13 protein-coding genes are annotated in these 12,541 nt (G+C 65.5%); 7 read left to right on the top strand and 6 right to left on the bottom strand.

The window, feature by feature from the left end; genetic code table 11:
• Positions 1-24: 24 nt before the first annotated feature.
• The 5 genes from OCJ37_RS19505 to OCJ37_RS19485 all read right to left on the bottom strand — a co-directional run bounded on the left by OCJ37_RS19505 (position 25) and on the right by OCJ37_RS19485 (position 3,477).
• On the bottom strand, positions 25-741 hold the full coding sequence (locus OCJ37_RS19505) for an HAD family hydrolase (protein WP_263113740.1): 717 nt from the start codon (positions 739-741) through the stop codon (positions 25-27).
• A 123-nt stretch (positions 742-864) separates the two neighbouring features.
• A complete protein-coding gene (locus tag OCJ37_RS19500) occupies positions 865-1,986 on the bottom strand; it encodes an AI-2E family transporter (protein WP_263111338.1) in 1,122 nt (373 codons plus the stop codon).
• A gap of 157 nt (positions 1,987-2,143) precedes the next feature.
• Positions 2,144-2,611, bottom strand: coding sequence for a hypothetical protein (locus OCJ37_RS19495; RefSeq protein WP_263111337.1), 468 nt, complete (start codon positions 2,609-2,611; stop codon positions 2,144-2,146).
• Positions 2,608-3,102, bottom strand: a complete 495-nt coding sequence (locus tag OCJ37_RS19490) for a phage holin family protein (RefSeq protein ID WP_263111336.1) — start codon at positions 3,100-3,102, stop codon at positions 2,608-2,610. The genes OCJ37_RS19495 and OCJ37_RS19490 overlap by 4 nt, the downstream gene beginning before the upstream one ends.
• 6 nt (positions 3,103-3,108) lie before the next feature.
• Complete coding sequence (locus OCJ37_RS19485; RefSeq protein WP_263111335.1) at positions 3,109-3,477, bottom strand: hypothetical protein; 369 nt, start codon at positions 3,475-3,477, stop codon at positions 3,109-3,111.
• Between the two features lie 162 nt (positions 3,478-3,639).
• Here OCJ37_RS19485 and OCJ37_RS19480 point away from each other — a divergent pair, with 162 nt between their 5' ends.
• The gene (locus OCJ37_RS19480; protein ID WP_263111334.1) at positions 3,640-3,867 is read left to right on the top strand and encodes a hypothetical protein; all 228 of its coding nucleotides are present in this window, start codon (positions 3,640-3,642) and stop codon (positions 3,865-3,867) included.
• 13 nt (positions 3,868-3,880) lie between these two features.
• Here OCJ37_RS19480 and OCJ37_RS19475 read toward each other — a convergent pair whose 3' ends face one another.
• Complete coding sequence (locus OCJ37_RS19475) at positions 3,881-5,326, bottom strand: Do family serine endopeptidase (RefSeq protein WP_263111333.1); 1,446 nt, start codon at positions 5,324-5,326, stop codon at positions 3,881-3,883.
• A 473-nt stretch (positions 5,327-5,799) separates the two neighbouring features.
• Here OCJ37_RS19475 and OCJ37_RS19470 point away from each other — a divergent pair, with 473 nt between their 5' ends.
• The 6 genes from OCJ37_RS19470 (at position 5,800) to OCJ37_RS19445 (ending at position 12,492) form a co-directional block, all read left to right on the top strand.
• The gene (locus OCJ37_RS19470) at positions 5,800-7,950 is read left to right on the top strand and encodes an adenosylcobalamin-dependent ribonucleoside-diphosphate reductase (protein WP_263111332.1); all 2,151 of its coding nucleotides are present in this window, start codon (positions 5,800-5,802) and stop codon (positions 7,948-7,950) included.
• 168 nt (positions 7,951-8,118) lie between these two features.
• Positions 8,119-8,850 carry a hypothetical protein gene (locus tag OCJ37_RS19465; protein WP_263111331.1) on the top strand — a complete coding sequence of 244 codons (732 nt, stop codon included), beginning with the start codon at positions 8,119-8,121 and terminating at the stop codon, positions 8,848-8,850.
• A 94-nt stretch (positions 8,851-8,944) separates the two neighbouring features.
• Positions 8,945-9,784 carry a TSCPD domain-containing protein gene (locus tag OCJ37_RS19460; RefSeq protein WP_263111330.1) on the top strand — a complete coding sequence of 280 codons (840 nt, stop codon included), beginning with the start codon at positions 8,945-8,947 and terminating at the stop codon, positions 9,782-9,784.
• A 204-nt stretch (positions 9,785-9,988) separates the two neighbouring features.
• On the top strand, positions 9,989-11,065 hold the full coding sequence (locus OCJ37_RS19455; protein ID WP_263111329.1) for a hypothetical protein: 1,077 nt from the start codon (positions 9,989-9,991) through the stop codon (positions 11,063-11,065).
• Positions 11,066-11,135: 70 nt separating this feature from the next.
• Entirely contained in the window at positions 11,136-11,771 is a 636-nt protein-coding gene (locus OCJ37_RS19450) for a hypothetical protein (protein ID WP_263111328.1), read from the top strand.
• Between the two features lie 322 nt (positions 11,772-12,093).
• On the top strand, positions 12,094-12,492 hold the full coding sequence (locus tag OCJ37_RS19445) for a SymE family type I addiction module toxin (RefSeq protein WP_263111327.1): 399 nt from the start codon (positions 12,094-12,096) through the stop codon (positions 12,490-12,492).
• The last annotated feature ends 49 nt before the right edge of the window (positions 12,493-12,541 follow it).

Below are 12,541 nucleotides of genomic sequence, written 5' to 3'. Positions count from 1 at the left end.
CGCAGGCGGCCGCGCAGGCGCGGTTCAAGCGCGCGCTCCGGCGGCCGGCTGGGTGGCGTCGAGCCAGTCGGCCAGGCCGGTGAGGGTGGCGAAGTGCAGGTCCGGCGGCGTGGACGGATGCCAGGCCTGCGCGTCGCGGTTGATCCAGCAGCCGCGCAGGCCGGCCTGCATCGCGCCGAGCACGTCCATCTCGATGTGGTCGCCGACGTGCAGCACCTGCGCGCAGGGCACGCCCAGGCGCGCGCAGGCGGCGTGGAAGATGCTCGGGTCCGGCTTGGCCGCGCCGTGCTCGCGCGCGCTGAGCTGGAATGCGAAATGCGGCGCCAGGCCGATCGTGGCCAGGTCGGCGTTGCCGTTGCTCAGCGCCGCCACCGGCACCCGCGCGGCGATCCGCTGCAGCGCGGCGATGCTGTCCGGATAGCACTCCACCTGGTTGCGCGCGGCGTAGAACACCGCGAACGCCGGCTCCGCCAGCGCCTCGTCGGCGCCGCTGTCGCGCAGCGCGCGGCGCAGGGTCAGCCGCCGCATCTCGCTCAGGTCGTGGACCAGGTGCGGATGCGCGGCGAACACCTCATCGCGCAGCTGCCGCATCGCCGCGATCGGGAACCGCTCGGCGGTGCGCGGACTGTGCTGCAGCAGCCAGTCGTGCAGCACCTGCTCGATGCGCGCGCCGATCGGCGCGAACGGCCACAGCGTGTCGTCCAGGTCCAGCGTGATCGCGCGAACGGGGAAGGAAGGCAAGGAGGTCACTGCGCCCATTTTACGCCAACCCGCCGCAGCGGCCGGCGCCCAGGGTAGACACGCGCGCAGGCCCCGGCGCCGCGCCGCTTGCTTTTCCGAGTCCCCGGGTCCCGAGTTCCGGCTTCATTCCAGCAACCTGGCCCAGCGCTGCATGCCCTCCACCCGCGCCAGCACCATCTTGATGCACACCAGCAGCGGCACCGCCAGCAGCAGCCCGACCATGCCCCACAGCCAGCCGAACAGCATCAGCGCCAGGATCAGCATCAGCGGCGAGATCGCCATGCGCCGGCCGAGCACGATCGGCGTCACCACCTGGCCTTCGAGCATGTGCAGGCCCAGGTACACGATCGCCGGCAGCGCCGCGCTCAGCGGATCGCGGAATTCGACGAAGCCCATCAGCAGCATCAGGATCGCGCCGATCAGCGGCCCCACGTACGGGGCGAAGTTGAGCAGCGCCACCACCGTGCCCCACAGCAGCGCTTCCTGCAGCGGGATCTTCAGCAGCACCAGCACGCCGGCGAAGATCAGCCCGACCAGGGTGTTGATGACGCTGATGGTCAGCACGTAGCGCGACACCTCGCGCTCGATCGAGCGCAGGATCTCGGTGGTGAACTTCTGCTGCTGGCGGTTGGGCAGCAGCGCGATCGCATGCCGCTGCAGGTTCTCGCCGAACACCATGAAGAAGAACGTCAGCAGCACCACCGCCAGCGCCGAGGCGGCCAGCCGCGGGGTGCGCACCAGCGCCTTGTACGGGTCGTCCATCTGCGTGCGGATCACCTGCACGCGGCGCCCGCTCTCGCCGCCGGCGGCGCGCGCGAAATTCTCCGCGGCCTGGTTGGCCTGCTGCATCGGCTTGGTCAGGTCGCGCACCTGGGTGGCGATGTGGCGCATCTGCCCGGGCGCCTGCTGCACCCACTCGCCGGCCGGGCCGGCCAGTTGCATGGTCAGCGTCGTCGCCACCGCCATGCCCGACAGCAGCACCAGCAGCGCGCCGAGGAAGCGCGGCAGGTACAGCCGCTGCAGCCCGCGGATGATCGGGTTGCCGACCAGCGCGAAGAACGCGGCCAGCAGCACCGGCAGGATCACTTCCTGCGCCGCCCACAGGGTGTAGCCCACCGCCAGCGTGGCCAGCACCACCAACGAGACCGGTCCGCGCGGGCGCGGCGACGGCGGTGGCGGAAGGGCGTCCTCGGGGGACGGTGCCACGTCGCCGGCGTCGGCCACGGAATCGGAGAGAGTGCTCATCGGACCTGCGCTGCGTACGTGGCCCCGGCGCGCGTCCTGCGGACGCACGCTGTTCGGCGCAAAAAGAGGGAGGCGGAGTGTAGGCCGAATCCTGGCCTGCGCGGTATGAAGACCGCGTGGCGGCGGGGCGCCGCCGCGCCGCGCCGCGCGACCGCGCTCAGCGTTCGGACAGCTCGGTGGCCGCTTCGGCCGCGCGCGGGGGCGCCTGGTTGTCCGGCGCCGCGGGCGCCACCGGGGCCGGTGCCGGCGGCCGCGGCGGCACGCCAGCGGCCGCCGCCGCCGGATCGACCGCGGCGGCCGCGTCCTGCGCCGCGTCCTGCGCCGTGTCCGCCGCGCGTTCGGCGTGGTGGGAAGCCTCCCTGGCCCGGGTCGCGGTCAGCAGGCTGGACACCGCGCTGATCATCTGCAGCCAGCGCGCGCCGCCGAGCTTGCCGATCGCCGCCGCCGGTTCGGCGCGCCCGACCAGGAATCCGGCGCCCAGCCCGACCACCACGATGCGCAGCGGCGTCCAGCCTTCGCGCCAGACCCGCTGCAACGTGGTCCATTGCGCCTGCACCTGTTGCTGGCGCCCTTCCAGCACGGTCTCGGCGCGGGCGATGCGGTGCTGCAGTTGTTCGAATTTCATCGGCGCGCCTCGCTGTCCGCGGCTGCGCCGCCGGCATGGTCGTCATCGTCGTCGCCGCCGATCCCCAGCTTGGCCAGCTGGCGGCGGGTGGCGTCGAGCTTGCTCATCTCGAAATAGCGCAAGGCCTGCCACGCGCCCAGCGCGGTGACCACCAGGCTGAACGCGGCGGTCGCCGAGATCGACGCCAGCCACGACCAGCCCAGCCGCTGCAGCACCGCGATCAGCGCGCCCATCAGCAGCATCCACGCCGAGGCGCCGAACGACACGGCGATGGTCAGCCATACCAGCGCGCGCGCCAGTGCCGCGCGCGCCAGCGCCAGGTCCGCCACCACCAGCCGGCGCAGCGCGCGGCTGGCTTCCAGCGTGGCGGCCAGGCCCTCGCGGCCGGCGTTGCCGAATTCGCGGAACGATTCCTCCAGCGACGGCCGTGCGGCCGCCGCCGGGTCGGGCGCGGACGCTGTGGCGCCGTCGCGGGCCTGCTCGTCGCTCACGTGGGCTTACTTGTCGCTGCTGCGCGCCAGCTTGGCGATGATCCAGCCGGTGGCGAAGGCCACGCCGAACGAGGCCAGCGGGCGTTCGCGGATCAGCTCGGCGGCGCTGTCGACCAGGTCGCGGCCCTTGTCCAGCAGCACATCGACCTGCTCCTTCGCCGCGGCACCGCCGAACTCGGCCGCGGCCAGGCCGGACAGCGCGCTGTCGGACAGCTCGGACTTGACGTTGGCCTTGCCCAGCTTCAGCTCCTCGCCCGCCGCGCCGGCGGCGCCCTTGATCGCTTCGCCGGCGTAGCTGGCGGCCGACTTCAGGTGCGAGCCGGCTTCGCTGAGGTTGTCCTTGAGGTTTTCGGTATTGGTGGGGCTGGTATTCATCGCGTGTCTCCTGAGGGATTTGGGGGCTACCGCCCGCTGCGCGCAGAGGCTTCGCGGATCGCGGGCGACAGCAATACCATCGGCGCGGTGTACGGCTTGTTAGGCTTGGCGCGCAGCCACAGTGTCGCCGCTGTCCGGCCGCGCGGCCAGAGGAGGAACGCAATGCGTGCTTACGGCAAGAAAGGCGGCGGCTCGGGCGTGGTCGCCTACGACACCGGCCCGGACTGGATCGTGCTGCGCTTCGTCGACGGCAGTACCTATCGCTACGACGCGCGCCACCCCGGGCCCTACCACGTGGCCGAGATGCAGCGCCTGGCCGAGGCCGGCAGCGGCCTCAGCACCTATCTCAACCAGCACGTGCGCGAGGACTACGCCGCGCGCCTGAAGTGAGCGCCGCCGCGCCTCACTGCATCAACAGGTCGGCCTGCGCGCCGCTGCGGATCACCCGCAGCACCAGCTGCGCCGGCTTGCGCGCGAAGTTGGCGCGGTAGCTGGCCAGGTCGGCGAACTCGCCGGTGGAGGCGGCCACCACGATGTCGCCGCCGGCCAGGCCGTTGCGCGCCGCACGGCTGCCGCGCGCCACGGTGCCGACCAGCACGCCGTTGAGGCCGGACTGGCGCAACGACTCGGGCAGGTCGGTGAAGGTCGCCCCGGTCAGGCGCGGGTCCAGCGATTCGCCGGCCACCGCGCGCGGCTGCTCCTTCAGCGTGGCCTTGATCTGCAGCGGCTTGCCGTCGCGGCGCACGTCCAGCGTCACCGTGCTGCCCACCGGCTGCAGGCCTTCGTAGTTGTGCAGCGCCTCGGCGCTGTCCAGCCGCTCGCCGTTGGCGCCGACCACCACGTCGCCCGGCTGCAGGCCGGCCGCCGCCGCGGACGAACCGCTCAGCACCCGCGTCACCAGCGCCCCGCGCGCCGCGTCCAGGCCCAGCCCCTGCGCCATCTGCATGGTCAGGTTCTGGGTCTCGATGCCGAAGGTGCCGCGGATCATCACCCCGTTGTTCTTCAGCAACTGATCGACCACCGCGCGCGCCAGGTTCGACGGGATCGCCAGGCCCAGGCCGATGTTGCCGGCCATGCTGCCCTGCGGGTTGAAGCTGGCGGTGTTGATGCCCACGAGTTCGCCGTGCAGGTCCACCAGCGCGCCGCCGGAGTTGCCCGGGTTGATCGAAGCGTCGGTCTGGATGAAGTTCTGGTAGCCCAGGCCGCGGATGCCGTTGCGGCCCATCGCCGAGACGATGCCCGAGGTCACCGTCTGGGTGAAGCCGAACGGGTTGCCGATCGCCACCACGAAATCGCCCACGCGCAGCTTGCTGCTGTCGCCCAGGCGGATCTCGGTGAGCTTGTCGGCCTTGATCCGGATCAGCGCCACGTCGGTGTCCGCGTCCGAGCCCATGAACTCGGCCTTGAAGCTGCGCCCGTCGGCCAGGGTCACCTGCACGTCGTCGGCGTTCTCCACCACGTGGTGGTTGGTCAGCACGTAGCCGTTCTTGGCGTCGATGATCACCCCCGACCCCAGCGACTCGTTGATGCGCTCCTGCGGGATGTCCGGGAACAGGCGGCGGAAGAACGGATCGTTGAAGTACGGGTTGCGCACCCGCACCACCTGCTTGGTGTTGATGCTGACCACCGCCGGCATGGTCTGCTGCAGCATCGGCGCCAGCGACGGCAGCGGCTGCCCGGCCACCGAGGCCGGCAAGGCCGCGCTGCCGGCCAGGGTCTGCGCCACCGGCGCGGCGGGCGCCGGCGCCGCCTCGGCGCGGTTGTCCAGATGCGCGTTGATCGCGGTGGCGGCGAAACCGCCGAAGGCAGCGGCGGCGGTCAGGGTCAGCAGCGTGGGCAGCGGTCGCATGGGTCGGGTTCCGGATGACGCGGCGAGGGACGCAGGGCAGATGGGCGCCAGGGCGCGTAAATCAAGATGAACGGGCGGCGTTTAACCGCCGGTGAAAGGGCGGCGCCGGCGAACCTCGCGGCAGTGTGCGGCAACGCCGCCCGACCCCGGTTCCGACGTTGACAGCCGGCCGGCCCAGGGTTAGCGTGGGCACCTTGTTTTGCCACTACATGTAGCGGTGAGGCGGTCAGGCAACCCAACTACTGGGGTTTTCGCTGGGTCCATGCCCAGGGGGCGCAGGCAGTGACGCAGAGCGCGAACGTGAGACGGGCCGGGCAAGGCCCCGCACATTCCCATTCGGCCGATGGGCGGCGCCGCGCGCGCTGCCGCGGCTGTCGTCGTCGTGCAGCGCCAGCGCGATACACATAAGAGACACGGCGGAGGGACCATCCCCTTCCGCCCCATCGGGACAGGTTCGAGGAGAACAGAAAAGAATGAGCACGGTGCGCCTGGAAGTCGTCCAGACCGAGTCCAAGCAGAACCCCATCCCGATGCAGCCCGCGTCGCAGGATATCTGGGACAAGAAGTACCGCCTGAAGACCAAGCAGGGCGAGCCGCTGGATGCCGACATCGACGGCACCTACCAGCGTGTGGCGCGCGCACTGGCCGATGCCGAGGTCACCGAGGAGAAGCGCGCCTACTGGTTCGAGCGCTTCGCCTGGGCGCTGCGCCGCGGCGCGATCCCGGCCGGGCGCATCACCTCCAACGCCGGCGCGCTGGAACACAAGCCGGCCACCAGCACCATCAACTGCACCGTGTCGGGCACCATCACCGACTCGATGGACGGCATCCTGGAGAAGGTCCACGAAGCCGGCCTGACCCTCAAGGCCGGCTGCGGCATCGGCTACGAATTCAGCACGCTGCGCCCGCGCGGCGCGTTCGTGGCCGGCGCCGGCGCCTACACCTCCGGGCCGATGTCGTTCATGGATATCTTCGACAAGATGTGCTTCACCGTGTCTTCGGCCGGCGGGCGCCGCGGCGCGCAGATGGGCACCTTCGACGTGTCGCACCCGGACGTGAAGGACTTCATCCGCGCCAAGCGCGAGGACGGGCGCCTGCGCCAGTTCAACCTGTCGCTGCTGATCACCGACGGCTTCATGCAGGCGGTGGAGAACGACGCCGACTGGCCGCTGGTGTTCCCGGTCAACCGCAAGGAAGAGGCCGACATCGACCTGGCCGGCGCCGAGGTGGTCTGGCGCGACTGGCCCACCCACAGCAACTACATCGTCCGCGACGACGGCCTGGTCGCGTGCAAGGTGTACGGGCAGATCCGCGCCCGCCACCTGTGGGACATGATCATGGTCTCCACCTACGACTACGCCGAGCCGGGCTTCATCCTGATCGACCGCGTCAACGAGATGAACAACAACTGGTGGTGCGAGAACATCCGCGCCACCAACCCCTGCGGCGAGCAGCCGCTGCCGCCGTACGGCGCCTGCCTGCTCGGCTCGATCAACCTCACCAACTTCGTGCGCGACCCGTTCACCGCCCAGGCGCGCTTCGACTGGGAGGAATACAAGGAAGTGGTGCGCGTGTTCACCCGCATGCTCGACAACGTGGTCGAGGTCAACGGCCTGCCGCTGCAGCAGCAGCGCGACGAGATCCTGCGCAAGCGTCGCCACGGCATGGGCTTCCTCGGCCTGGGCTCGACCATGACCATGCTGCAGATGAAGTACGGCAGCCCGGCCTCGTGCGAGTTCACCGAAGCCATCGCCCGCGAGATGGCCGTGGCCGGCTGGGAAACCGCGCTGACCCTGGCCAAGGAAAAGGGCCCGGCGCCGATCATGCAGGAGACCTTCGAGGTCACCGCCGCGATGCTGCGCCAGCGCCCGGAAATGGCGAAGGACGGCTGGCGCGTGGGCCAGAAGATCGAAGGCCGGGTACTGCACGCCAAGTACAGCCGCTACATGCAGCGCATCGCCGCCGTGGCGCCGGAACTGGTGGAGGAACTGGCCGAAGTGGGCGCGCGCTTCACCCACCACAGCTCCATCGCCCCCACCGGCACCATCTCGCTGAGCCTGGCCAACAACGCCTCCAACGGCATCGAGCCCAGCTTCGCCCACCACTACAGCCGCAACGTGATCCGCGAAGGCAAGAAGTCCAAGGAGAAGGTGGACGTGTTCTCCTTCGAGCTGCTGGCCTACCGCCACCTGGTCAACCCCAAGGCGATGCCGTTCGCCGAGGCCGCCGACGCGCAGCTGCCGGACTACTTCATCTCCGCCGATGACATCCACCCCAAGGAACACGTGGACGTGCAGGCCGCGGCGCAGAAGTGGGTGGACAGCTCCATCTCCAAGACCGCCAACGTCCCCACCGACTACCCCTACGAGCAGTTCAAGGACATCTACCGCTACGCCCACCAGCAGGGGTTGAAGGGCTGCACCACGTTCCGCTTCAACCCGGCCGCCTTCCAGGGCGTGCTGGTCAAGGAAACGGACCTGGAGAACACCACCTACCGCTTCGAACTGGAAGACGGCAGCGTGGTGGAAGTGAAGGGCAACGAGCAGATCGAATACGACGGCGAAATGCATACCGCCGCCAACCTGTTCGACGCGCTGAAGGAAGGGTATTACGGCAAGTTCTGACGGCCGCGGCGCGCCTGCCGGCGGCGGGGAACGGGGAGGGCGGCAGGCCGGCTTCCCCAACGCTTCCCCACCGCGCGTCGGTTGCCGCCGCATCCGGTTCCACGCTTCGCTCCAATCGGTATAGCATCGCCCGCGTTACATAAACACTGACACCCTGAGGAGGGTTTTATGAGCAACGGTAATGGTGTGACGGCGACGCTGACGCAGGTCGCCGAAAACGTGAAAGAGACCGCCAGCAGCGTGGGCGAAGCGATCGCCGCCACCGCCAGCGACGCCGTCGCCAGCGTCAAGCAGACCGCCGAGAACGTGCAAAAGCGCGTGCAGGACCAGGTCGCCAAGACCCGCAAGGTGGTCAAGCAGGCCGAGAAGGCCGTCGCCAAGCGCGCCGAGAAGGCCGGCAAGTCGGTGAAGAAGACCGTCGCCAACGCGCGCAAGAAGCTGGAAGCGGCCAAGGCCAACGCCCAGTCCGAAGCCGCCGCGCTGGGCAGGACCGGCAAGAAGACCGCGAAGAAGGCCACGGCCAAGAAGGCGACCGCCAAGAAGGCCGCGAGCAAGACCGCCGCCAAGAAGACCGCGACCAAGAAGGCCGTCGGCAAGAAGACCGCCGTCAAGAAGGCCGCAGTGAAGAAGGCCCCGGCCAAGAAGGCCGCGCCGAAGAAGGCCGCCAAGAAGGTCGCCGCGAAGAAGACCGTCGCCAAGAAGTCGGTAGCCGCCAAGAAGGCCCCGGCCAAGAAGAGCGCCGGCGCCCGCAAGGCCGTCGCCAAGAAGAGCGTCGGCAAGGTCGCCAAGGCCGCCAAGAAGAGCACCGCCAAGGTCGCCAAGAAGGCCACTGCGGTGAAGAAGACCGCCGTGCGCAAGAGCGCCGGCAAGAAGGCCGCGGCCACCCGCGCCAGGAAGTAAGCCGTCCCACGCTGCATCCCCTCTCCCGTTCGCGGGAGAGGGGCAGGGCGAGGGACGTGCGCCCCATTACGACACGCACATCAGGAAACGCATCATGGCCGTCAAGATCGACAAGAAAATCAAGGGCTACGCCGTCGTCACCGCCGAAGACAAGGCGCGCGAGGCCGCACCGCCCGTGCCCGCCGCGTCGATCGACCGCGCCACCGCCGAGGCCGAAGCGCCGGCGGACAACATCATCCACATGCACGAGCGCATCGAGCGCCCCGACGTGCTGATCGGCAGCACCTACAAGATCAAATCGCCGTTGGTGGAACACGCCATGTACGTGACCCTCAACGACATCGTGCTCAACGCCGGCACCGAGCACGAACTGCGCCGCCCGTTCGAGATCTTCGTCAACTCCAAGTCCATGGAACACTTCCAGTGGATCGTGGCGCTGACCCGCATCATGTCCGCCGTGTTCCGCAAGGGCGGCGACGTCACCTTCCTGGTCGACGAGATGAAGGCCGTGTTCGACCCCAAGGGCGGCTACTTCAAGGCCGGCGGCGTGTACATGCCCTCGCTGGTGGCCGAACTGGGCAGCATCGTCGAAGAGCACATGAAGTCCATCGGCCTGCTGCACGACCCGGAGATGAGCGACCACCAGCGCGCACTGATCGCCGAAAAGCGCAAGCAGTACGAAGACCGCTCAAAAAAAAACAGTGAAGTGAAGCCGGCCGCGCCTTCTCCTGCGGGAGAAGGTGCCCGAAGGGCGGACGAAGGGACGGTTGTCGCCAACTCCACCGCCGACCACGAAGAAGACATCGCCGTCACCGGCGACGGCGCGAGTTTCCCGCCGTCGGCCACGATGTGCCACAAGTGCAACACCAAGGCCCTGGTGATCATGGACGGGTGTGCGACTTGTTTGAATTGTGGGTATTCGAAGTGTGGGTGATCTAATGAACCTTAGGGCGGTTGAAGTGTTCACTCCTGGCGCTTTTCCAGCCTACACGTATGTGGAAAGAGGTGATCAACAACTTGAAACTTCTCTTCGCGATGCTCTGGAAACGCCCGGGCAATTAGTTTCCCTTGCAGGACCATCGAAGTCTGGCAAGACAGTGCTGGTAGAAAGGTTGTTGGAAAAGATAATTTAATAGCCGTGTCTGGCGTTGGCATTAAGTCAGCAGACGATATATGGGATAAAGTTCTTAATTGGATGGGGGTGCCAAATAGTGTTTCCCTTTCCAAGGGAGGAGGTAGAGAGACTTCTGTAGGCATCTCCGCTAAGGCGAAAGCGAATATCTTGGGTTTTGGCGGCGGAGAAGCTGGAGCAGAAGGTGGTGCGAAGGCATCTACTTCTTCCTCGACTGTGTCACTCTCATCGCGGGCTGGCCTAGCTCAAGTGGAAAGAGAGATTTCCAACAGCGACTACGTTCTATTGGTTGATGATTTCCACTATATGCCGCGCGACGTCCAAGCAGAGGCGGCAAAAGCTCTTAAAGAAGCAGTTAGACTCAAAATAAAAATATGTACCGCTGCTGTCCTGCACCGTGGCGATGACATTCTCCGTGCTAATCCGGAACTGCGTGGACGAGTTAGCAGCTTCGATCTCAACTACTGGGATTTGGATGACTTGGTTAGAATTGGGACTGAAGGTTTTAATCGGTTAAATGTGGAAATCGGCTTGCCTGATCTAAAAAGGCTCGCCACTGAGGCTGCTGGTTCGCCGCAGCTTATGCAACAAATATGCTTACAAGCTTGCTTTGTCTTAGATGTCAGGGGGGCGCTAGAGAGTCTACAAGCATATCCACTCACAGAAGCACATTTTTCTAAGATATTTGAGCAGGTTAGCACTACGGCAAGCTTTAGGTCGTTAGTCGATGTTCTTGACTCCGGGCCTAAAACGCGCGGGATCGAACGAAAAATGTACCAATTCACTGATGATACTAATGGTGATGTTTATCGTTGTGTGTTAAAAGCCGTCGCTTCGGACCCCCCTGGCCTTTCTTTTCCTTATCAGGAACTGCTGGAGCGTACCCAGAAAATATGCGTCGTTGATGCTCCCGTCGGGTCTAGTGTAATCGGGACATGTCTACATATGGCACGACTAGCTGAACAGAAGTTTCCGAATGAGCGTGTGCTTGACTGGGATGAGCAGACGCAAATTCTCGACATTCCAGATCCCTATCTGCTGGTGTATTTAAGATGGTCTGGGCGTCTAAAAGAACCAAATTAATTGCTGGGTGAGATCTCAGTAACATGGGAAAATAGCTGAGCGCGTTGGAAGAATTACTGCGGGGTGAATCGTGGATGTCACATCCTATGTCATTAATCGGCCACAAGCACAGCCATTGGCCGACTTGGCGATCGTGGAGCATGATCTAGAATTGGTCATGCGGTGGCTTGACGAGATAAGGATAGGGCCGAACTTCCCGAACCATTCAGCAGTTTTGAGTGAGGCATGCTGGGCGAGCGCAATTATTCGTTACGCTCGGTGCTTTACGAATGGCGTCGTTAAGTGGAATCGAGAGTTTGTTCTTAACTCTTTGTCTAGGCAAGGTCGATCTACACACAGCCATATTATTGATTTGAGAAATGGAAGTTATGCTCATTCGGTTGGTAGTGCTGAGCTTTCTGCGGCATACGTTGATGTAAGGAAAGATGATGGCGGGCGGCAGGAATTCGATAAAATAGGGTTTTCTCTGGGGCGTGTGGCCTGTGCGGGCTCGGTAGATATCGATAGATTCTACTCTTTAGCCCAGGAAGTGCTCGGCTTGGTTGCTGAGCTAATAGACAAAGAATATGACATCCTTTATGAAGTGATCTCGGCGTTGCCAGTGGATCAGTTGATAAGGGACGGTGTTTTAGATTTACAACCCACTTTGTTTGAGCCGCGAAAGCCACGGCCTCGTCACAAGGAGCAAAATGACCGGGAAAAGTAGACTTTTATTAATGTATATTTTTCATTCCGTCTGTAAAGCTCGTTGACACGGACATTGCCAAAGAGCAAGATTGAATCGCTGCGTTAAGTCACGCAGCCGGGATTGGTCTCCCGCTATCGAGGCGCACCAGCGCCCATCGTCCGATGCTCGGCGCTTTTTTGTTGCCCGGCGTCGTGTGAGGCGCGTACTCGCCAGTTCATGGCGGGCGGTACGCGGGGGGCTTCGGCCCCGCCGGTCCTCGGTCCGGTAGACCAACCCGTACCGTCCGCCACCTCGATTGGTCTCGGCGTGGCGGATTCCCTTTGCTACCGAGGAATCCACTATGTCCCGCAAAGCAATCGCATCCGCTAGCACTCCGGTCCCCCGTCGCCGCACTCGCAAGCCAGCAAACCCGTTCGACGCGGCTGCTGCCACCTCAACGATGATTGGGCTATCCCTTGGCAACCTGTCGCGCACCACGCTGTTCAATCCGGTTCCGACGGAAGACGAACTGCGGCTCAAGCGTTCCCACACTCCGCGCTGCCCTACGCAATGCACGGTGGGCTATGTCTGCCAGGACGTGCTGGTGGACGGCCGCCGGCAGAGCCGGCGCATTCCCATCCTGCGGCTGAGCGGCCAATGGCTGGCGGAACTGGGATTCGCGCCGGGCAGCAAGCCGCACATCGCCATCGTCGATGGCGCGCTGGTGATCGCGCCTACGCTGGGCACCAGCGGATGCTGAGCCAGCGCGCCGACTGATCGATTGTGTGTCGGTGCTGGTCGGATACGAG

Source organism: Xanthomonas sp. AM6 (genome assembly GCF_025665335.1).
Classification (GTDB): Bacteria; Pseudomonadota; Gammaproteobacteria; order Xanthomonadales; family Xanthomonadaceae; genus Xanthomonas_A.
This window is presented reverse-complemented; position numbering and strand designations above follow the sequence as displayed.